This is a genomic window from Sphingomonas sp. Leaf23 (assembly GCF_001421585.1).
Lineage (GTDB): Bacteria > Pseudomonadota > Alphaproteobacteria > Sphingomonadales > Sphingomonadaceae > Sphingomonas.
In genome coordinates this window covers 330,287-350,546 of the sequence record NZ_LMKR01000002.1, presented here as the reverse complement: position 1 = coordinate 350,546, position 20,260 = coordinate 330,287, and the positions used below count along the sequence as shown (strand labels likewise).

Sequence of the window (20,260 nt, the reverse complement as noted above, 5' to 3'; positions counted from 1 at the left end):
CGCGACATCGAGGCATTCGTCGCCGAAGAGCTTTCATGACCGATCCCAACACCGCATCCCAGTTGCTTGCCAAGATTGGCACCGCCGCCCGAACCGCAGCGCAAACGCTGGCCGTGACGCCAACTGCCGCCAAGGCCACCGCGCTTCGTGCCGCCGCCGACGCAATCCGCGCGGACGCCGCTGCGATCCTTGCCGCCAATGCGCAGGATATTGCCGCAGCCGAAGCGAACGGTCTGTCGGGCGCGATGCTCGACCGGTTGCGGCTGGACCCTGCCCGGCTGGAGGCGATGGCGGCAGGGGTCGAGGCGGTCGCGGGGCTGCCCGATCCGGTTGGCGACGTGATCGATCGCAGCGAACGGCCGAACGGACTTACGCTGTCGCGCGTACGCGTGCCGATCGGGGTGATCGGCATCATCTATGAGAGTCGCCCGAACGTCACCGCCGATGCCGGCGCGCTGGCGGTGATGGCGGGCAACGCCGCGATCCTGCGTGGCGGGAGCGAGGCGATCCACAGCAACCGTGCAATCCATGCCGCGATGGCGCAGGGCCTCGCGAGCGCTGGCCTGCCCGACGGCGCTGTGCAGCTGATCCAGACGACCGATCGCGCGGCGGTCGGCGCGATGCTGACGGCGGAGGGGATGATCGACCTGATCGTGCCGCGCGGGGGCAAGAGCCTGGTCGCGCGGGTGCAGGCCGAGGCGCGCGTGCCGGTGCTGGCGCATCTCGACGGGCTGAACCACAGCTATGTCGACCGCGCCGCCGATCCGGCGATGGCAGAGGCGATCGTCGTCAACGCCAAGCTGCGGCGCACCGGCGTATGCGGCGCGACCGAGACGCTGCTGATCGACCGCGCCTATGGCGACCCGCGGCCGATCCTGGCCGGGCTGATCGCTGCCGGATGCGAACTGCGCGGCGACGCCGAGGTGCAGGCGCTCCATCCCGATATCCTCAAGGCGAACGCCGACGACTGGGACACCGAATATCTCGATGCCGTCCTGTCGGTGAAACTGGTCGATGGCGTCGACGACGCGATCGCGCATATCGCCGCGCACGGCTCGCATCACACCGATGCGATCATCACCGAGGATGCCGCGACCGCCGAGCATTTCCTGGCGCGGGTCGATTCGGCGATCGTGATGTGGAACGCCTCCACCCAATTCGCCGATGGTGGCGAATTCGGGCTGGGCGCGGAGATCGGCATTGCGACCGGGCGGCTGCATGCGCGGGGGCCGGTCGCGCTGGAGGGGCTGACGACGTACAAGTGGATCGTGCGGGGGAACGGCCAGACCCGCCCTTGATGGCGGCGGGTGCGGGGCATAGGTTGTGGGCATGGAAAAAACCTCGCTGACCACGACCCTCGACGTCGCGACCGCCGCCATCGTGCAACGGCTGGCAACGGCGCGCGGTCAATCGATCGGCGATGTGGCCGCCGCGCTGTTGCAGGATGCCGCGATGTCCGAAGAGCGATTGCTGGACGCAGCACAGGTTGGGCTGAACGACCTCCGGCATGGCCGTACGATCCCGCATGAGGTCGTGATGCGGGACCTGAATGCAATTATCGCCCGCCACCGCGCGCGATGCCAGGACTGATCTGGACCGCTTCGGCGCTCCGCGACCTGACCGATCTCGACACCTATCTGATCGAGCAGGATGCCGGTTCATCGGCGGTTCGAATCCTCGATAGCGTTTCCGCCGCGGCCGGTCGATTGTGCGAATATCCCGCCATCGGTCGATCGCTCGGCGAGAATGTCCGGGTCTGGCGGACCTTTGGCACCCCCTATGTGCTTCTCTATACCATCGAGCAGGAGGAGGTGGCTATTTTACGCGTCTTGCACGAACGCCGAAACTGGCGGGACGACGGGTTTTCGCGGGCATGAGCCGCATCGGCCTGCTCGGCGGATCGTTCAATCCCGCGCACAAGGGGCATCGCCGGGTATCGCTGGCGGCGAAGCGTGCGCTGGCGCTGGACGAGGTGTGGTGGCTGGTGTCACCGGGCAATCCGCTGAAGCCCGCCGCCGGCATGGCGCCGCTGGCCGCGCGGCTCGCTTCGGCGCGGCGGGTCGCACGCCACGCGCCGATCCGCCCAACGGCGATCGAGCGGCGGCTGGGCACGCGCTATACCGTCGACACGTTGCGCAAACTGGTGCGGCTGTATCCGCAGCATCGCTTCGTCTGGTTGATGGGCGCGGACAATCTGGCGGACTTTCACCGCTGGCGCGATTGGCGCGGAATCGCGCGGACGGTGGCGATTGCGGTGATCGCGCGTCCGGGCTATGAGGGTAAGGCCCTCGCTAGTCCTGCGATGGGTTGGTTGCGGCGCCATGCGCGGCCCGCAGGCCAGGCGAAACGATGGACGATGTGGAGTTTGCCGGCACTGGTCCGTTTGCGCTTCCGTCCCGATCCGACGTCGGCGACCGCAATCCGCGCCGCCGATCCCGCCTGGCACCGCCGGATGATCCCGTCCGACCGGTCCGGCGCACAGGCCCCTGAAAGCTGATGAACTTGCCGACCCCTACCGACCCGACCGATGCCATGACCGAGACCGAAGCGCTGCATCGCATGGTGCTCGCCAGCCTCGACGACGACCAGGCGGTCGAAACGGTGTCGATCCCGCTCGCCGGCAAATCGAGCATCGCCGATTACATGGTGATCGCCAGCGGCCGGTCGAGCCGCCAAGTGGCGTCGATGGCGCAGAAGCTGGCCGAACGGGTAAAGGCCGAATTCGGTCGTCCATCGCGGATCGAAGGACTGCCGACCGCCGACTGGGTGCTGATCGACACCGGCGACGTGATCGTCCACCTGTTCCGTCCCGAAGTCCGCACCTTCTACAATCTGGAGCGGATGTGGGCGTTCGGCGATACGCTGAACCCGACCGCGCACGCCTGATCCCGGTCGCCCGTGCTGCTGCATATCGTCGCGCGCGGGCGGATCGGGCGTAGTCCCGAGGGGGAGCTGATCGATCGTTATCTGAAGCGGGTCAGCTGGCCGACGAAGATCACCGAACTGCCCGATACCGGGGGCAGGATGCCGCCGGTCGAACCCGGCACGCGCATCGTCATGCTGGACGAAAAGGGCCGCGACCTGCCGTCGCTGGCGTTCGCGACGCAGCTGGGCCGATGGCGCGACGATGGCGTGCGCGAGACGCGGTTCCTACTGGGTGCAGCGGACGGCTTCGACGATGCGCAGCGGGCGCAGGCCGACCTGTTGCTGGCGTTCGGCAAGGCGACATGGCCGCACCTGATGGCCCGCGCGATGCTGGCCGAACAATTGTGGCGCGCGGCCAGCATCCTGGCCGGCCACCCCTATCACCGCGAAGGATGAGGCGCGCGGTCGCCCTGATCGCCGCGATCGCCGCGCTGGCGGGGGCGGCGGCGTGGGGACGGGACGATCCGGTCGCCGCCGGGCGCGAGCGACTGTCGGCCGCCCGCCGCGACGCGGCCGAGGCAGCCATACGGTCCCGGCGACTGGAGCAAGCGGCCCGTGCCGCCCGTGCCGGGGCGGAACGGACCCGGGCGGCGCAGGCCGCGCTTACGGCACGAATCGCCGCGGCGGAGGCGGACGCACGGGCGGCGCGGGCGCGGGTCGCGCTGGTCGGCGAACTGCTCGACCGGCGCCGTGCCGATCTGGCGGCGGGGCAGGCGCCGGTCGCGCGGCTGGTCGGGGCGCTGCAATCGCTCGCCACGCGCCCGGCTTGGCTGGCGGTGGCGCAGCCGGGATCGACCGATGATCTGGTCCATGTCCGTGCGGTATTGGGGACAGTCGTGCCGGTGATGCAGCAGCGTACCGCCGCCGTCCGCGTGCGCGTGGCCGATGCCGCACGGCTGCGGTCGCAGGCCGGCGTCGCGCTGTCGGCACTGGCCGCCAGCAATGCGCGGCTGGAGGGCGAACGCCTGACGCTGGTGCGGGCGGAGGCGGCACAGCGATTGCGGTCACGCGCACTGGCCCGCGGGGCGATGGTCGAATCCGACCGCGCGATCGCGCTAGGTGAACAGGCGCGCGATATCGTCGACCGGCTGGAGGAACTGGGCGAGGCGAGCGACACGCGCGCCGCGCTGGCCGCGCTGCCCGGCCCCCTGCCCCGCCCTGAAGGCACGTCGTCGCCCCTGCCCCCGCCCGCCTATCGCCTGCCCGTGCGCGGTGCGGTTGCAACCGGCTTTGGCGAGATCAGCGACAGCGGGGTGCGGGCGCGCGGGCTGACGCTGACCGTCGCCCCCGGTGCGCTGGTCCTTGCCCCTGCGCCGGGCCGGATCGCGTTCAGCAAACGGTTTCGCGGATATCGCCGGGTCGTGATCCTCGACCATGGCGATGGCTGGACGACCACCGTCACCGGGCTGGCGGCCAGCATGGGCCCGGTCGACGGCCGAGTGGTCGCCGGCACGCCGATCGGTCGCGCACCGATGGGTGACGCACCGCCGGTCACGATCGAGCTGCGCCGGCGCGGTGTACCGGTCGATCTGGCGGCGATGCTGTAGGGCGCCGACAACACCTCTCAGAAATGTCAACAGCCGCGTAACCGTATATTATCTGAATCCAGTCCATAACGTACCGAACGACACGATTCGGAAGGACCGCAGCATGCACTCGATCAACCGGATGGTTTTGGCGGCGATCGCCGCCATTGCGCTGCTGGTACTCGGTTCCGCCGGGGCGAGTGTCTGGTCCAACGGACAGCAGGCGGACGCCCGTGCCAACATCACGCGCGGATCGGCCCTGCTGCGCAACCACATGACCGCCGACATGATGCACGACACGATTCGCGGTGACGTGCTGTCGGTACTGCGCGCGGCATCGGCCGGCGACCTCGATCTCGCCGAGCATCGCCGGGCGCTGGTCGAGGACTCGGCTGCGCTGCGCAAGGCGTTGCAGACCGACGCGGCCTATAGCGATGCTCCGGCGGTCGTGGCGCAGGCCCGCCGGATCACGCCACTGGTCGATGCCTATATCGACACCGCCGGGCGTATCGCCGATGCCGCCGCCACCGACCCGGCGCGGGCAACCGCGCTGCTGCCGGGGTTTCTCGAAGCGTTCGAGAAGCTGGAGGGCGGCATGAGCACGCTGTCCGACGCGATCGAATCACATCTCCGCGACGTCGGTGAACAGGCCACCGCAACCGCAACCTTCGCCAAGCTGCTGCTGGCCGCCACCACCATCGCGACCTTCGGCGTCATCCTGGCCATCGGTTTTGCCACCCGCCGCTTCGTGGTGGCCCCGCTGCTCGCGCTGGTCGGCACGTTGCAGCGCATGACGTCGGGCGACATGGCCGTCACCATTCCGGTCAACGGGCGGCGCGACGAACTGGGCCAGCTGGCCGGCGCGACGCGCGACCTGCGCGACCAGCTGATCGCGGCCGAACGCGCCAAGGGGGAGCAGACGACGCTGATCGTCGACAGCTTCGGCACGGCGCTGGCACGGCTGGCCGAAGGGGATCTGGTCTCGCGCGTCGATGCCGACCTGACCGGCCCGTTCGCGCGGATCAAGGCGGACTTCAACGCCGCCGTCACCGCGCTGCAGACCACGCTCTCCACCGTGACCGAGGCGGCGAGCAGCATCAACAACGGCGCCGACGATATCCGCCAGGCATCCGACGACCTGTCGCAGCGCACCGAGCAGCAGGCCGCCAGCCTGGAGGAGACGGCGGCGGCGATGGACGAGATCACCTCGACCGTCCGCGAAACCGCCGCCGGGGCGGCACAGGCCAACCGGATCGTCGGCGAGGCCCGCCACGAGGCCGACCAGTCGGGTGAGATCGTCCGCCGCGCGGTCGAGGCGATGCGCGGCATCGAACACGCTTCGGCCGAGATCAGCGATATCATCAGCGTGATCGACGGCATCTCGTTCCAGACCAACCTGCTGGCGCTGAACGCCGGCGTCGAGGCGGCGCGCGCGGGCGATGCGGGCAAGGGTTTCGCCGTCGTCGCAAGCGAGGTGCGCGCGCTGGCGCAGCGATCGGCGGATGCGGCCAAGGACGTGAAGACCCGCATTACCGCGTCGTCGACCCAGATCGGCACCGGGGTGCAGCTGGTCGGCGAAACCGGCGAGGCGCTGGCCCGGATCATCAACCGCATCGGCGAGATCGACGGGCTAGTTGCCAACATCGCCGCCTCCGCCGAACGGCAGGCGACCGGCCTGCACCAGATCAACACCGCCGTGTCGGAAATGGACGGCATGACGCAGCAGAACGCGGCGATGGTCGAGGAAGCGACGGCGGCGGTGCGCAGTCTCGCCTCCGATGCCGACGGCATGACCCGGCAGATCACCAGCTTCCGCCTGGGAGACACCCCGCCGCGCGCTGCACCTGCCCGCCAGGCACCGTCGCGCCCGACGAGTGTGGTTCCAATGCGACCGCGCGTGGCGGGCAATACCGCGCTGGCCATGGAGGAGGATGACTGGTCGTCGTTCTGAGGGGCTGGTCGTCGCTGGCGGTGGGTTGTCGCAGGCGAACCCGCACCTTTCCGGGATGACGGCCAGTGCGGCGCTCACCGTCAGACAGCGCTTTGATCGCGGCACGTTTTACCGCTAGTGTGGCAAACGTACCGCAGTCGAAAGTATCCTGACGTTTATGCGTATGTCCCGTTCGTTTCTTCAGGCCACCGCCATCGTCGGCGCGATGGCGCTGGTTCCCGTCGCCACCGGTGCGATGGCGCAGGCCGATGCCGGCAGTTTCCGCGAACTCGACAATTTCATGGACGTCTATAACCGCGTGAAGGCGAGTTACGTCGACAAGGTGGACGACAAGACGCTGATGGAAGGGGCGATGCGCGGCATGCTCGCTGCGCTCGATCCGCATTCCAGTTACCTGGATGCCAAGGATTTCGAGAATCTGCGCATCGCCACGACCGGTAATTATTCGGGCCTAGGCCTGTCGGTCACGCTGGAGGACGGCGCGGTCAAGGTCATTACGCCCACCGAGGATACGCCGGCGGCGCGGGCCGGTATCAAGTCGGGCGACTATATCACCCATGTCGATGGCAAGCTGATCGTCGGGGGCACGCTGGACGAGGCGGTTGCGCAGATGCGCGGGCCTACGGGGTCGAAGGTCTCGCTGACCATCGTCCGCCCCGGCCGCGACAAGCCGATCGAGCTGACGCTGGTGCGCAGCACGATCGTGCAGAAGCCGGTGAAGTGGGAGGTGAAGGACGGCATCGGCGTCATCAACATCAACACCTTCAGCGAGACGACCGGTGCCGATACCCGTGCCGCGATCGCCGGGATCGACAAGGCGCTGGGCCACAAGCCCAAGGGCTATATCATCGACCTGCGCGACAATGGCGGCGGGCTGCTGAATCAGGCGATCGAGGTGTCCGACACCTTCCTGGCACGCGGCGAGATCGTGTCGCAGCGCGGGCGCGACAAGGCCGATACCGAACGCTATTTCGCCGAGGAAATGGTGCCGGGCGATCTGGCGCAGGGGCTGCCGATCATCGTGCTGACCAATCCGGGCACGGCATCGGCGTCGGAAATCGTCGCCGGTGCGCTGCAGGACCATCACCGCGCGATCGTGATGGGCGAACGCAGCTTCGGCAAGGGATCGGTCCAGTCGATCTTCGACCTGTCGAAGAACACCGCCGTCCGCCTGACCACCGCGCGCTACCACACGCCGTCGGGCCGGTCGGTACAGGAAGGGGGCATCGACCCCGACCTGAAGGTGCCGCAGATTTCCGACCCCGATTACAAGAGCCGGCCGGTGTATCGCGAGGCCGATCTGCGCCGTCACCTGGTCAACGAAGCCGGGGTCGACGACAAGACGCTGACCGAGGATACGAAGGACGATCCGCGCTTCGCCGAAACCGCCGAATCGCTCAAGAAGCGCGGGATCGACGATTTCCAGCTCTATTATGCGCTCCAGACCATGGGCCGCGTCGGACCCACCACGCGGATGGCGGCAGCGCCGGCGGCCAAGCCGGGCAAGCGCTAAGCCTATGCGCGCCAACGACCTGCCGCTCGCGCGCTGGATCGCGCTGCTCCTGCCGCTCACGCTGATCGGCGGGGCATTGGCATCGCAATATCTGGGCGGGCTGTACCCGTGCGAGATGTGCCATTGGCAACGCTGGCCGCACTATGCCGCCATTGCGCTGGCCGCGCTGTCGTTCGTGGTGCCGCGCACCTCGGGCAAGCGGGCGCTGATCGTGCTGGCCGGGGTGGCGATCCTCGCCAGCGGGATGATCGGCGTGTTCCATGCCGGGGTGGAATATCATTGGTGGCAGGGTATCACCGCCTGCGCCAACACGCTGGGCGCGACCGGCGGCGACCTGTTGGCGGCGATCGTGCGGCAGCCGGTGGTACGCTGCGACGTGCCGCAATGGACGTTCCTTGGCATTTCGCTGGCGGGATTCAACGCGATCCTTTCGATCGCTGGTGCGTTGGCAGTGCTGGTTCTCGCGACGAGGAAGCGGACATGAGCAAGTGGCGGCCCGGTGACCGCAGGCCCGACGGCATCCGGTCGATGATTCGCGTCGATCAGGCGGGCGAATATGGCGCGACCCGCATCTATGCCGGACAGCTGGCGGTGATGGGCGACCGCAGTCCCATGTCGGCAGCGATCCAGGGCATGGCGTTGCAGGAGGCGGAACACCGCGCCTATTTCGACGCGCTGATCGCCGAACGCGGCGTGCGTCCGACGCTGATCCAGCCCTTCTGGGACGTGGCCGGATTTGCACTGGGCGCGGTGACGGCGGCGATCGGGCCGGAGGCGGCGATGGCCTGCACCGCTGCGGTCGAAACCGAAATCGACAAACATTATGAGGATCAGCTCACCGAACTGGGCGCCGATCATCCTGAGTTAAGCGAAGCGATCGCAAGGTTCCAGGCAGAGGAACTGGAGCATAAGGAAGCGGCGCTGGCGCATGGTGCCGAACGCGCGCCCGCCTATCCACTGCTATCGGCGGCGATTCGCGCAGGGTGTCGCGTCGCCATCGCCGTTTCGAAACGTATTTGACCGACCGGGCGTTATCCGGACAGGAGGATTTGATGACCCGCATGCTTCTGGCCGGTGCCGCCGCCATCGCCGCTTTCACCCTGCCCGCCGCCCCTGCCGCCGCGCAGGTGCAGAACGGCACGCTGGTGATCTATGGCAACGACAAATGCCCGACCAATTCGAGCGGTGAGGAAATCGTGGTCTGCGTCCGCCGCAGCGAGCGCGAACGCTTCCGCATCCCCAAGGAACTGCGCGACGCCGAACCGACCCGCGACGGCGAAAGCTGGGCGACGCGGGTCGAGGATAATCTGAACGTCGGCGGCAGCGGGACCGGCAGCTGCTCGACCGCCGGCGTTGGCGGGCAGACCGGGTGCTTCGTGCAGCGCGCGACGGCGGCACGGGCCGAACGTCGGGCACGGGCAAAGGCGGAGTCGAGCATTCCGCTGCCTTGAGCGTTTTTGGTACCCTCGCGCAGGCGGGGGTCCAGAGCCAAATTGACAGACCTGCGTTCGTGGCCCTGGATTCCCGCCTGCGCGGGGATGCGGTAGGTGCTGGAGTATAGCATGCCACCGCTCATATGCGTCACCCCGGGCTTGACCCGGGGTCCCGCTTTTTTACCGGCCGTAGAAGAAGAAGAAGAAGAAGAAGAAGAAGAAGCGGGACCCTGGATCAAGTCCGGGGTGACAGGCGGAAAGTGGTGCGTTTATATCCCGCCGCCCCGTCGCCTCACTCGCTCAGAACGTGCATCCACATCGGCTTGCCCAACACGCTGGCCGAGCTTTCCAGCTTCTCCAGCGCCTGCGCGACGCAGCGTTCCGGCCCTTCATGGGTGACGATCGCGACCAGCACGCTGCCATCGGCATTCGCGCCGCGCTGCATCAGGCTTTCGATCGACACGCCGGCATCGCGCATCGCGGCGGCGATTTCGGCGAGCACGCCGACCTTGTCCGCGACCTGCAACCGGACATAGGCGCGGCCACGCCGTTCGCTCGCCTGTTCGGGCGTTGCGGCGGTGAGCAGGGCGGCGGGCATCGCATAGGGCGGGCCAAATTCACCGCGCGCGATGTCGATCAGGTCGGCGACCACTGCGCTCGCGGTCGGGCCGTCGCCGGCACCGCGCCCCTGGAAGAACAGCCGGCCGACGAAATTCCCCTCGGCCACCACGGCGTTGAGCGAGCCCGTGACATGCGCCAGCGGATGGTCGAGCGGCACGAGGTGCGGATGCACCCGCTGGAACAGGCCATGCGGCCCGGCCTCCCCCACGCCGACCAGTCGGATGCGATAGCCCAATGCCGCCGCCTCGGCGATGTCGGCGGCCAGTACGTGGCGGATGCCCGTCACCGCCACCGCGCCGAACGCCGGCTGCGTGCCGAACGCGATGCTGGCGAGGATCGACAGCTTGTGCGCGGCATCGACGCCATCAATGTCGAAGCTGGGATCGGCTTCGGCGAAGCCCAGCGCCTGCGCCTCGGCCAGCACTTCGGCGAAATCGCGGCCCTCGGCCTCCATCTTCGACAGGATGAAGTTGCAGGTGCCATTGAGGATGCCGAACACCTGCGAGATTTCGTTGGCGGCGGCCCCTTCGCGCAGACCCTTGATGACCGGCACGCCGCCGGCCACCGCCGCCTCGAACTTCAGCGCGACCCCGCGTGCCTCGGCGGCCTCGGCCAGTTCGAGACCGTGATGCGCGATCATCGCCTTGTTCGCGGTGACGAAGCTCTTGCCCGCCGCCAGCGTGCCGCGCGCCAGCGTCAGTGCCGGGCCGTCCGACCCGCCGATCAGCTCGACCACGACATCGGCGTCGCCGGTCGTCACCAGCGCGGCGGTGTCGTCGACCCATTGATAGCGCGACAGGTCGATGCCCCGGTCGCGCGTCCGGTCGCGTGCCGAGACGGCGACCACCTCGATTGGGCGGCCGGCGCGGCGGGCGATCAGGTCGCCATTGGTTTCGATCAGCCGAATAACCCCCGCACCCACGGTTCCAAGGCCGGCGATGGCGACGCGGAGCGGTTCGGTCATATCTTCCTCTTGTTGCACACGTAACAAAATTGCGGCCGGAGCAGTGCCCCGGCCGGTTTCATGTCTCTAGTCATTGGTTCGCCGCAGGGAAACCCCGCGCGGTGTCACTTCTTGATGAGGCCGATCTCGACCAGCCGTTCGTACAGATAGTCGTGCGAGCTGATTGGCGTCGGATAGCGGTTCGGGCGCTCCTCGCTGATGCAGCCGGGCAGCGTCTCGATCAGGAAATCGGGCGCGGGGTGGAGGAAGAACGGCATCGAATAGCGCGAATGGCCGCGACGTTCGGGGGCCGGGTTGACGACGCGGTGGGTGGTCGACGGCAGGACATGGTTGGTCAGGCGCTGCAACATGTCGCCAACGTTCACGACCATCGCCCCCGGCGGCGGTGCCACCGGCAGCCAGCGGCCGTCGCGGTCGAGCAGTTCGAGGCCGGCTTCCTCCGCGCCCAGCAGCAGCGTGATGAGGTTGATGTCCTCATGCGCGCCAGCGCGGACTTCGGGGGCATCGGCGGCGACCGGCGGATAGTGCAGCAGGCGCAGGACCGAATTGCCGTCCTTCACCGCGCGGTCGAACCAATTCGGCTCCAGCCCGAGATAGCGCGCGATCGCCGAAAGCAGCCGGTCACCGGCGGCATCCAGCGCGGCGAACAGGTCGAGGAACGCCTCGCGAAATCCCTCCGGCCGGTCGGGCCAGACATTGGCCGGCATGACGTCGCCATAGCGATGCCCGGCGGCGAGTTCGCGGCCGACATGCCAGAATTCCTTCAGATCGACATGGGTCGCGCCCTTGGCGATTTCGGTCTTGAACGGGGTATAGCCGCGTGCGCCGCCGCCACCTTCGACGAAATAGGCGCGCTTTTCGTCTTCGGGCAGGTCGAAGAACGCCTTGGTCATCGCCCAAGCGCGGTCGATCACGCCCTGGTCGACGCCATGGTCGGACACCATCGCGAAGCCGAAGCGTTGGAACGAGCCGCCGAAATCGCGGGCGAAGCCGTCGGGGTCCTGCTCCGCCTGCGCCATCGAAATCAGCGGAACCTGCGAAAGCGGCGTGTCGGCCATGAGTCTCAACATCCTGAAAGATACGGGTACAAGCGATGAAGATAGACATGCGGCGGGCGGACGAACAGGGCCATCCTTTGCGTGACCCGACGGACGACATGCGCCATGGAGGCACCGTCATGTCGCAGTCCCCCCGATCCTCCGCCGAACCGTCCACGCCCGCCCCGTCCGCCGACCGGTCGCCCCTGCCGTTCGGCGAATTCGTCACGCTGATCGCGGCGCTGATGGCGCTGACCGCGCTCGGCATCGATTCGATGCTGCCCGCGCTGCCCGCGATCGGCGCGGCGCTGGACGTCGCCGAGCCCAATACGCGGCAGTTCGTCATCACCGCGTTCCTGATCGGCTTTTCGGTGGCGCAGCTGGCTTATGGTCCACTGGCCGACCGCTATGGCCGGCGGCCGGTGCTGATTTTCGGCTTGGTCGCCAGCGCGATCACCAACCTGATCGCCGCGATTTCGGGCAGCTTCGTGCTGTTGCTGATCGCGCGCCTCGCCTCCGGCGCGGCGGTCGCGGGTGCGCGGGTGGTGACGGTGGCGCTGGTGCGCGACTGTTATTCGGGGCGGGCAATGGCGCGGGTGATGAGCCTGGCGTTCATCTTCTTCATGGCCGCCCCCGTGCTGGCGCCGTCGTTCGGCGAGCTGGTGCTGGCGTTCGCGTCGTGGCGCTGGATCTTTGGTGGCATCGCGATCGTCACCGCGATCATCCTCGCCTGGTTCGTGCTGCGCATGCCCGAGACGCTGCCGGAGGCGGAGCGCCAGCCGCTGGAGCCGGCGCGCATCCTCGCCGGCTATCGCATGGTGCTGCGCGATCGCTATGCGGTCGGCTATACCATCGCCGCCGCGCTGCTGTCGGGCGGGCTGTTCGGGTTCGTCGGATCGATCCAGCAGATCATGGAGGTGACGTTCGAGCGGCCCAAGCTGCTGACCGTCGTCTTTGCCTGTGTCGCCGGTACGATGGCGGCGGGGTCGTTCTTCAATTCGCGGATCGTGATGCGGTTCGGCACGCGCCTCATCTCGCACGCCGCGCTGCTGGGGCTGGTCGCGGTTGCTGCCGTGCATCTGGCCGTGACGCTGGCGGGGATCGAATCGCTCGCCAGCTTCATCGTGCTGCAGGCGCTGATGATGGCGTGCTTCGGCCTTGCCACCTCCAATTTCTCGGCGATGGCGATGGAGAATATGGGGTCGATCGCCGGCACCGCGTCGTCGTTGCAGGGATTCGTGTCGATGCTGGCGGGCGCGGTGCTCGGCGCGCTCATCGGCCAGTCGTTCAACGGAACGACCGTGCCGCTATACGGCGGGTTCCTGGCGCTGGGGCTGATCGCGCTGCTCGTCGTGTTTCGTACCGAACACGGCCGGCTGTTCCGCCGCGGCTAGGAACCTGCCCCGCCGCCCACGGGTTTCGCCTGTCTGAAGCAACAGGAGACATGCGATGGGCGGGCATCAGGTAACCGGACAGGGCACCGGCGACGACGGTTATGACGAAGACGGCTATGACGAGAGCCAGCGCGCAGAAATCCTCGAGGCGACGCGTGACGGGCCGACCGACGGCACGATCTTGACCGACCTCGAACCCGATCTCGGCATGTCCGACGATGCGGACGAGGACGAGCTCGACATGGTGGACGACGAACTGGCCGGCGAGGATGACGATACGGTCGTCACCGGACAGGGCGACCAGGAAGAGGACGAGCTGCAGGCGGATTTCGACGAGGACAATCTCGCCGAGGACGGTGACCTGAACGACAGCGATGCAAAGGCGATCGAGCCGTGAAGATCGTCGGCGGAGCCGCACTGGCGCTGCTGCTGGCGGGATGCGGCGGAGGCGAGCCGGCGGATAACGCCGCGGCGGCAAGCAATGCCACCCCGGCCGAACCGGTTCCCGCCGCCGGCGCACCGACGCCGGTAACGCCCGCAACCAGCATTCCGGCCGGTGAGGGTATTCCCGGCGTCAGCGCGCCGCCGCCCTCCCCGACCCCGGCCCCCGCGCCCGGCGACGCGATGGTCGAGCCGGGCGCCGACGCAGCGGCGCAGGTGCTGCGCGATTATTTCGCGGCGATCGGCGACCGGCGCTATGGCGATGCGTGGCGGCTGTGGGGCGGCAATGGACAGGCATCGGGCATGTCGCAAGCCGCCTTTGCCCAATCCTTCGCCAACTATGCCGACTATCGCGCGGCGATCGGCGCGCCAGGACGGATCGATGCCGGTGCCGGGCAGCGCTATATCCAGATTCCGGTGCGCGTGACGGGGAAGCTGCGCGACGGCACGCCGGTATCGATGGCCGGCCCGGTCACGCTGCATCGCACCGGCGATATCGATGGCGCGACCGCCGAACAGCGGGCATGGCGCATTTCGAACAGCGGCCTGAAGCCCCGTCCCGCTTCGGAGCCGATCGTCCCGCAATGACCGCCCCCCGTTTCACCCGTTCGATCACCGCCGGGCCCGACGATATCGACGAACTGGGCCATGTGAACAACGCGGTCTGGGTACGCTGGATTCAGGACGTCGCCGTCGCGCACTGGAGCGCGGTAGCGACGCCCGAGCAGCAGGACGCCTATGTCTGGGTCATCACCCGGCATGAAATCGATTATCGCGGCAACGTGGCCGCCGGGGAAACGGTCGTCGCCGAAACCTGGGTCGGCGAAGCGCCGCGCGGGGCGCGGTTCGACCGGATGATGCGCTTCACCGGCGCGGACGGACGGGTGAAGGTCGATGCACGGACCACATGGGCGGTGCTCGACCGGCGAACCGGACGGCTGGTGCGGGTGCCCGCCGATGTCGCGGATCGGTTTCTGGGGTAATCGTTCGTCGCTACCGCGAAGGTGGCTCCCCGCGGTTCGGGGGAGCCACCTTCCGATCAGCGCAGCAGGAACCGTACCGAGACGGTAGCCCGCAAATCCTGCTCGCCCGCTGCCAGCGGGGTCGAATCGGCCATCTTCGCCGTGCGCAGCGACGCCATCATCGGCATCGGCATCGGTGGCTGGTCGCCGCCATTTTCGACGATCGACACAATGCGGTCGACGCGCATCCCGGCGGCCTTGGCATAGAGTTCGGCACGGGCCCGCGCGCGGCGAATGGCATCGGTGCGCGCCTCATCCAGCGCGGCATCGGCGGCATCGACCGACAGGTTCGGGCCATCGATCTGGTTCGCGCCCTGCGCCACCAGCGCGTCGAGGATCGACCCGCTCTTCGCCACGTCGCGGAAGCGAACCGAGACGCTGTTGCTCGCCTGATAGCCGGTGATGACCGGCGGCTGGTTGTCGGCATAGCGATATTGCGGCTGCAGCTGGATCTGCGCGGTCTGGATATCGCGCTCGGCCACGCCCGCCTTGCGCAGCGCCGCGACGACGCGGGCCATGCGCTGCGCATTGTCCGACAGCGCGGCGGCGGCGGTCGGCGACTGGCTGACGACGCCGGCGCGGATCGTCGCGATATCGGGCACGCGCGTCGCCTTGCCATCGGCAACGACGTCCAGCAGCGTCGCATCGGTCAGGATCGGCGCGGTGGTGGTCGCGACCTGCTGTGCAGCGGCGGGCAGTGCGCCACCGATGGCGGCCAGGATCAGGGCGGAACGGAGCATCGGCACATCCTTCTATAATCAAATCGCAATGACCGCTTGGTCGTTACGGGTCCGCGTCAAAACGCACGCTGAACGCAAACGATGCCAGGCTTGTCGTTCTTATCGAAAAACGCGATGTGTATGCTTGAGAACAGTGCTGTATTGAGATAATACAGCGCGGACGGGGCTGGGGGCCTCCAATGGGATGGGGTGGATGAACTACGAATCGACGTCGATCGCGGGCGACCGCCAGATGCTGACCGGGCCGGACGGTGCGCCGCGGTCGCGCCGCCGCGCGATGATTGTCGGGATCGTCGTCATCCTGCTGGTCTTGGTCGGAGCCGTCTGGGCATTCGGGCGCAAGAGCGCGAGCGCTCCAGCGGCCAAGGGGGCGCCCGCCGCCGCATCCGCAGGTTCCCTGCCCAAGGTGACGGTCGTCACCCCCGGCCGCGACACCGTGATGCGCACCGTCACGGGCACCGGGTCGCTCGCCGCGCGGCGTGAAATGCCGGTCGGCGTCGTTGGGGAAGGCGGTCTGGTCACCCAGGTCCTCGTCGAGCCGGGCAGCTGGGTAAGCGCCGGACAAGTCCTCGCCACGGTCGACCGGTCGGTGCAGGCACAGACCGCCGAGTCGCTGGCGGCGCAGGTCCGCGTTGCCCGTGCCGATGCCCAGATCGCGCAGACCGAACTGGACCGGTCGAAGCAGCTGGTCGAGCGCGGGTTCGTGTCGAAGGCCGATATCGACCGCAAGACCGCCACCCGCGACGCCGCCAACGCCCGGGTCGGCGTGGCGCAGGCGCAGCTGGCCGAAACGCAGGCGCGCAACCGCCGGCTCGACATCCGCGCCCCCGCCGCCGGCCTCGTCCTTACCCGCGCGGTCGAGCCAGGGCAGGTGATCGGCGGGGGCAGCGGCGTGCTGTTCCGCATCGCGATGGGCGGGCAGATGGAAATGCGCGCCCAGCTGTCGGAGGCCGATCTGGCCACCATCCGCGCGGGCGTGCCGGCAGAGGTGGTACCGGTCGGCGACACCCGCGTGTTCAAGGGGCAGGTGTGGCAGGTATCGCCGGTGATCGATCCGCAGACGCGACAGGGCATCGCCCGCATCGCGCTCAGCTATGATCCGGCACTGCGTCCTGGCGGCTTTGCCAGCGCCCGGATCGGCGCGGGCGCGTCGACCGCGCCGCTGCTGCCCGAATCAGCGGTGCTGAGCGACGAGAAGGGCAGCTATGTCTATGTCCTCGATGCGCAGGACAAGGCGGAGCGGCGCGACGTGCGCGTGGCCGAGGTATCGGACGAAGGCGCGCTGATCGGATCCGGCCTGATGGGCAACGAACGCGTGGTCGCCAGTGCCGGCGCGTTCCTCAATCCGGGGCAGCAGGTGGTGCCGGTCCGCGCCGCCGCGGCGCCTGCACGCAAGGAATAGCGCCATGGGCTTTCGCAACATATCGGCATGGTCGATCCGCAACCCGGTGCCGCCGCTGGTGCTGTTCCTCGCGCTGACGATCGCCGGGATCGTCAGCTTCATGCGGATGGACGTGAACCAGGACCCGGACATCGAATTCCCGGTCGCGATCGTCGTCATCAGCCAGCCCGGCGCCGCCCCCACCGAACTCGAAACGCAGGTTACCCAGCGGGTCGAGGCGGCGGTGCGCGCGCTCCAGGGCATCGACCAGATCGAATCGACCGTCACCGAAGGGTCGTCGCAGACCGTCATCCAGCTCGACATCGGCACCCCGATCGACCGCGCGGTCAATGACGTGCGCGAAGCGGTGAACCAGATTCGCAGCCAGTTGCCCGACGGCATCCTCGAACCGCAGGTGTTCCGCGCGAACACCACCGATTCGGACATCGCGTCGTGGACCGCGATCGCCGACGACATGACGCCGGAACAGCTCAGCTGGTACGTCGACAATACCGTCGCCAAGGAACTGCTGGCGATCGGCGGCATGGCGACCGTGGAGCGAGTCGGCGGCGTCGACCGTGAAATCCGCGTGACGCTCGACCCCGCCCGGTTGCAGGCGCAGGGGCTGACCGCGAGCCAGGTCAACCAGGCGCTGCGCCAGGTCAATCTGAACGCGGCGGGCGGCCAGGCGGAAATCGCCGGGTCGCAGCAATCGGTGCGCGTGCTGGGCAATGCCGCCACCGCCTATGCCCTGTCGCAGACGCAGGTGCCGGTCGCCGGTGGCCGCTCGGTGCGCCTGGCCGACATCGCCGACGTCCGCGACGCCTATGCCGAGCCCAAGAGCCGCGCCGAATATAATGGCCGCCCGGTGCTGGCGTTCGATATCAAGCGCGCGAAGGGCGCGTCCGACGTCACCGTGTTCCACGAGGCGGAAAAGCGCCTCGCCGAGCTGCAGAAGCGCAATCCGCAGGTTCGCTTCGCGCTGCTGTCCAACTCGGTCGAGTTCACCGAAGTCCAGTATCATTCGGCGATGACCGCGATGTACGAAGGCGCGCTGCTCGCCATCATCGTCGTCTTCATCTTCCTGCGCGACTGGCGCGCGACGGTCATCTCGGCGCTGGCCATTCCGCTCTCGGCGATCCCCGCCTTCTGGTTCATGGACATGCTGGGCTTTACGCTCAACCAGATGACGCTGCTCGCGCTCAGCCTGGTCGCGGGCGTGCTGGTCGACGATGCGATCGTGGAGATCGAGAATATCGTCCGCCACATGCGCATGGGAAAATCCGCCTATCAGGCATCGATCGACGCGGCCGACGAAATCGGCATCGCGGTGCTGGCGACGACCATGGCGATCGTTGCCGTCTTCCTACCGGTCGGGTTGATGCCGGGTATCTCGGGCCAGTTCTTCAAGAATTTCGGCCTGACCGTCGTCGCATCGGTGCTGATGAGCCTTGCCGTCGCGCGCCTCATCACGCCGATGATCGCCGCCTATTTCCTGAAGGCGCACGGCACCGCCAGCCATGGCGAAGGCTGGCTGATGGACCGGTATATGGGCGTGCTGCGCTGGACGCTGCGCCATCGCTGGTCGACGATCGTCGCGGGCGTCATCGCCCTCGCGCTGACCGTGGTCATGTTTATGGTCCTGCCCCAGACGTTCCAGCCGCCGCAGGATCGCGAACGGGTGACCGCCACCGTCGAAATGGTGCCGGGCACCACGCTGGAACAGACCGCCGTCGTCGTGAAGCGCGTCGAAAAGCTGTTGCAGGGCCAACCGATGGTGAAGTCGGTCTATTCGTCGAGCTATGCCGGCAATGGCCGTGTCACCGCCGAATTGGTCGACAAGCCGAAATTCGGTGATCGCGTGCGCCATTTCTTTGGGATGTTGGACGACCAGTCGTTCGATGCGATGCGGCAGGTCAAGAGCACCGAGTTCGAACGCGGCCTCGCCCCGCAGCTGGCCGCGATCCCCGATGCGCGGGTGTCGTTCCGGTCGCAGTTCGGCTGGGGCGGGTCGAGCCGCGACCTGTCAATCACGCTGGGCGGCGACGATCCGGTCAAGCTGAACGAGACCGCGAACAAGCTCGTCAAGGAGATGGAAAAGCTGCCGATGGTGGTCGCACCGCGCGTGTCGGGCGACCTGAAGCGGCCGGAAATCATCATCCGTCCGCGCAGCGACCTTGCCGCCAGCCTGGGCGTCACCACCGCCGCGCTGTCGGGGGCGATCCGCATCGCGACGCTGGGCGATATCGACCAGAACAGCGCGCGCTTCTCGCTCAGCGACCGGCAGATCCCGATCCGCGTCGCGCTGTCGCGGGACGCCCGGTCGCGGCTGTCGACGATCCAGAACCTGCCCGTGCCGACCGCCAATGGCGGATCGGTGCCGCTGTCGGTCGTTGCCGATATCGGCTTCGGCGCAGGCCCGACCAAGATCGACCGCATCAACCAGCAGCGTCGCCTGGTCGTCGGTGCCGATCTTGCCCCCGGCGTCGTGACCGGCGTTGCGCAAAAGGCGATCCACGCCCTGCCGACGATGCAGAACCTGCCGCTGGGTGTCACCGAACTGACCGTGGGTCAGGCGAAGTGGCAGGGCGAGATGATCCAGAACTTCATCGTCGCGGTGATTTCGGGCATCTTCCTCGTCTTTGCGGTGCTGGTGCTGCTCTACAAGCGGGTGATGCCGCCGTTCGTGAACATGGGGTCGCTGTTCCTGGCCCCCTTGGGCGGGCTGCTGGCGCTGTGGGTGACGGGCAACCCGATCTCGATGCCGGTCTATATCGGGCTGCTGATGCTGCTGGGCATCGTCGCCAAGAACTCGATCCTGCTGATCGACTTCTCGCTGGAGGAGATGGAGAAGGGCGTCGAGAAGGAGGTCGCGATCCTCGATGCCGGGCACAAGCGGGCGCAGCCGATCGTGATGACCACCGTCGCAATGGTCGCCGGCATGGTGCCGACGGCGCTGGCGCTGTCGGGTGACTCGTCGTTCCGTGGCCCGATGGGCATCACCGTCATCGGCGGCCTGACGCTCTCGACGCTGCTGACGCTGCTGATCGTGCCGGGGGCGTTCAGCCTGGCGGTCGGGCTCGAACGCTGGGTCGGCCCGCGCCTGTCGCGACGCCTGCTCACCTATCGTCCGGGCGATGCCGATGGCCTCGCGATCGACCACAAGCCCGGCGCGCCGTTGCCGCCCGCCGACGGGCCGAAGTCGCTGCCGGCGGCGGAGTAAGGTTGCCTCCCCGTCCGGGTCGACCGGACGGGGGGAGCACCACCTCCGACCAGCATATGTTACCCCGGCGGAAGCCGGGGTGACGGCCC

The 20,260-nt window shown here is 68.0% G+C and carries 21 protein-coding genes; 18 read left to right on the top strand and 3 right to left on the bottom strand.

Features of this window, described 5'->3' with window-relative positions; all coding sequences use genetic code 11:
- Nucleotides 1-35: 35 nt before the first annotated feature.
- The 12 genes from ASE67_RS05525 (at nucleotide 36) to ASE67_RS05470 (ending at nucleotide 9,366) form a co-directional block, all read left to right on the top strand.
- Entirely contained in the window at nucleotides 36-1,298 is a 1,263-nt protein-coding gene (locus ASE67_RS05525; protein WP_055757631.1) for a glutamate-5-semialdehyde dehydrogenase, read from the top strand.
- Nucleotides 1,299-1,329: 31 nt separating this feature from the next.
- The gene (locus tag ASE67_RS05520) at nucleotides 1,330-1,590 is read left to right on the top strand and encodes a hypothetical protein (protein ID WP_055757629.1); all 261 of its coding nucleotides are present in this window, start codon (nucleotides 1,330-1,332) and stop codon (nucleotides 1,588-1,590) included.
- Nucleotides 1,578-1,877, top strand: a complete 300-nt coding sequence (locus ASE67_RS05515) for a type II toxin-antitoxin system RelE/ParE family toxin (protein WP_055757627.1) — start codon at nucleotides 1,578-1,580, stop codon at nucleotides 1,875-1,877. The genes ASE67_RS05520 and ASE67_RS05515 overlap by 13 nt, the downstream gene beginning before the upstream one ends.
- Nucleotides 1,874-2,497, top strand: coding sequence for a nicotinate-nucleotide adenylyltransferase (locus ASE67_RS05510; protein WP_055757625.1), 624 nt, complete (start codon nucleotides 1,874-1,876; stop codon nucleotides 2,495-2,497). Before ASE67_RS05515 ends, ASE67_RS05510 begins: the two co-directional genes overlap by 4 nt.
- A 35-nt stretch (nucleotides 2,498-2,532) precedes the next feature.
- The gene (rsfS, locus tag ASE67_RS05505) at nucleotides 2,533-2,886 is read left to right on the top strand and encodes a ribosome silencing factor (protein ID WP_055759176.1); all 354 of its coding nucleotides are present in this window, start codon (nucleotides 2,533-2,535) and stop codon (nucleotides 2,884-2,886) included.
- Nucleotides 2,887-2,898: 12 nt separating this feature from the next.
- A complete protein-coding gene (locus ASE67_RS05500) occupies nucleotides 2,899-3,321 on the top strand; it encodes a 23S rRNA (pseudouridine(1915)-N(3))-methyltransferase RlmH (protein ID WP_055757623.1) in 423 nt (140 codons plus the stop codon).
- Nucleotides 3,318-4,472, top strand: a complete 1,155-nt coding sequence (locus ASE67_RS05495; protein ID WP_082456965.1) for a murein hydrolase activator EnvC family protein — start codon at nucleotides 3,318-3,320, stop codon at nucleotides 4,470-4,472. The genes ASE67_RS05500 and ASE67_RS05495 overlap by 4 nt, the downstream gene beginning before the upstream one ends.
- 103 nt (nucleotides 4,473-4,575) lie before the next feature.
- Nucleotides 4,576-6,402, top strand: coding sequence for a methyl-accepting chemotaxis protein (locus ASE67_RS05490; RefSeq protein ID WP_055757621.1), 1,827 nt, complete (start codon nucleotides 4,576-4,578; stop codon nucleotides 6,400-6,402).
- 163 nt (nucleotides 6,403-6,565) lie between these two features.
- Nucleotides 6,566-7,915, top strand: coding sequence for a S41 family peptidase (locus tag ASE67_RS05485; protein WP_055757619.1), 1,350 nt, complete (start codon nucleotides 6,566-6,568; stop codon nucleotides 7,913-7,915).
- A gap of 4 nt (nucleotides 7,916-7,919) precedes the next feature.
- Nucleotides 7,920-8,399 (top strand): disulfide bond formation protein B, encoded by a 480-nt coding sequence (locus tag ASE67_RS05480; protein WP_055757617.1) that lies wholly within the window; start codon nucleotides 7,920-7,922, stop codon nucleotides 8,397-8,399.
- Complete coding sequence (locus tag ASE67_RS05475) at nucleotides 8,396-8,935, top strand: demethoxyubiquinone hydroxylase family protein (RefSeq protein WP_055757616.1); 540 nt, start codon at nucleotides 8,396-8,398, stop codon at nucleotides 8,933-8,935. Before ASE67_RS05480 ends, ASE67_RS05475 begins: the two co-directional genes overlap by 4 nt.
- Nucleotides 8,936-8,967: 32 nt before the next feature.
- Nucleotides 8,968-9,366: a hypothetical protein gene (locus tag ASE67_RS05470; RefSeq protein WP_055757614.1), complete on the top strand. Its 399-nt coding sequence runs from the start codon at nucleotides 8,968-8,970 to the stop codon at nucleotides 9,364-9,366.
- Between the two features lie 274 nt (nucleotides 9,367-9,640).
- On the opposite strand, the gene ASE67_RS05465 is transcribed toward ASE67_RS05470, so the two are convergent.
- On the bottom strand, nucleotides 9,641-10,933 hold the full coding sequence (locus tag ASE67_RS05465; RefSeq protein ID WP_055757612.1) for a homoserine dehydrogenase: 1,293 nt from the start codon (nucleotides 10,931-10,933) through the stop codon (nucleotides 9,641-9,643).
- Between the two features lie 104 nt (nucleotides 10,934-11,037).
- Nucleotides 11,038-11,991: an isopenicillin N synthase family dioxygenase gene (locus tag ASE67_RS05460; protein ID WP_055757610.1), complete on the bottom strand. Its 954-nt coding sequence runs from the start codon at nucleotides 11,989-11,991 to the stop codon at nucleotides 11,038-11,040.
- A 119-nt stretch (nucleotides 11,992-12,110) separates the two neighbouring features.
- Here ASE67_RS05460 and ASE67_RS05455 point away from each other — a divergent pair, with 119 nt between their 5' ends.
- Genes ASE67_RS05455 through ASE67_RS05440 form a run of 4 tightly spaced genes read left to right on the top strand, consistent with a single transcriptional unit; the run spans nucleotide 12,111 to nucleotide 14,788 of the window.
- Nucleotides 12,111-13,364, top strand: a complete 1,254-nt coding sequence (locus ASE67_RS05455) for a multidrug effflux MFS transporter (protein ID WP_055759171.1) — start codon at nucleotides 12,111-12,113, stop codon at nucleotides 13,362-13,364.
- Nucleotides 13,365-13,419: 55 nt separating this feature from the next.
- On the top strand, nucleotides 13,420-13,761 hold the full coding sequence (locus ASE67_RS05450; protein ID WP_055757608.1) for a hypothetical protein: 342 nt from the start codon (nucleotides 13,420-13,422) through the stop codon (nucleotides 13,759-13,761).
- Complete coding sequence (locus ASE67_RS05445; protein ID WP_055757606.1) at nucleotides 13,758-14,393, top strand: hypothetical protein; 636 nt, start codon at nucleotides 13,758-13,760, stop codon at nucleotides 14,391-14,393. Before ASE67_RS05450 ends, ASE67_RS05445 begins: the two co-directional genes overlap by 4 nt.
- On the top strand, nucleotides 14,390-14,788 hold the full coding sequence (locus tag ASE67_RS05440) for an acyl-CoA thioesterase (RefSeq protein ID WP_055757604.1): 399 nt from the start codon (nucleotides 14,390-14,392) through the stop codon (nucleotides 14,786-14,788). Before ASE67_RS05445 ends, ASE67_RS05440 begins: the two co-directional genes overlap by 4 nt.
- A 56-nt stretch (nucleotides 14,789-14,844) precedes the next feature.
- Here the strand turns inward: ASE67_RS05440 and ASE67_RS05435 are convergent, their stop codons facing one another.
- Entirely contained in the window at nucleotides 14,845-15,567 is a 723-nt protein-coding gene (locus tag ASE67_RS05435; protein WP_055757602.1) for an SIMPL domain-containing protein, read from the bottom strand.
- A 193-nt stretch (nucleotides 15,568-15,760) separates the two neighbouring features.
- Here ASE67_RS05435 and ASE67_RS05430 point away from each other — a divergent pair, with 193 nt between their 5' ends.
- Together ASE67_RS05430 and ASE67_RS05425 are read left to right on the top strand one after the other, a co-directional pair.
- Nucleotides 15,761-16,969 (top strand): efflux RND transporter periplasmic adaptor subunit, encoded by a 1,209-nt coding sequence (locus ASE67_RS05430; RefSeq protein WP_055757600.1) that lies wholly within the window; start codon nucleotides 15,761-15,763, stop codon nucleotides 16,967-16,969.
- Nucleotides 16,970-16,973: 4 nt separating this feature from the next.
- Nucleotides 16,974-20,171, top strand: coding sequence for an efflux RND transporter permease subunit (locus ASE67_RS05425; RefSeq protein ID WP_055757599.1), 3,198 nt, complete (start codon nucleotides 16,974-16,976; stop codon nucleotides 20,169-20,171).
- Nucleotides 20,172-20,260: the final 89 nt, after the last annotated feature.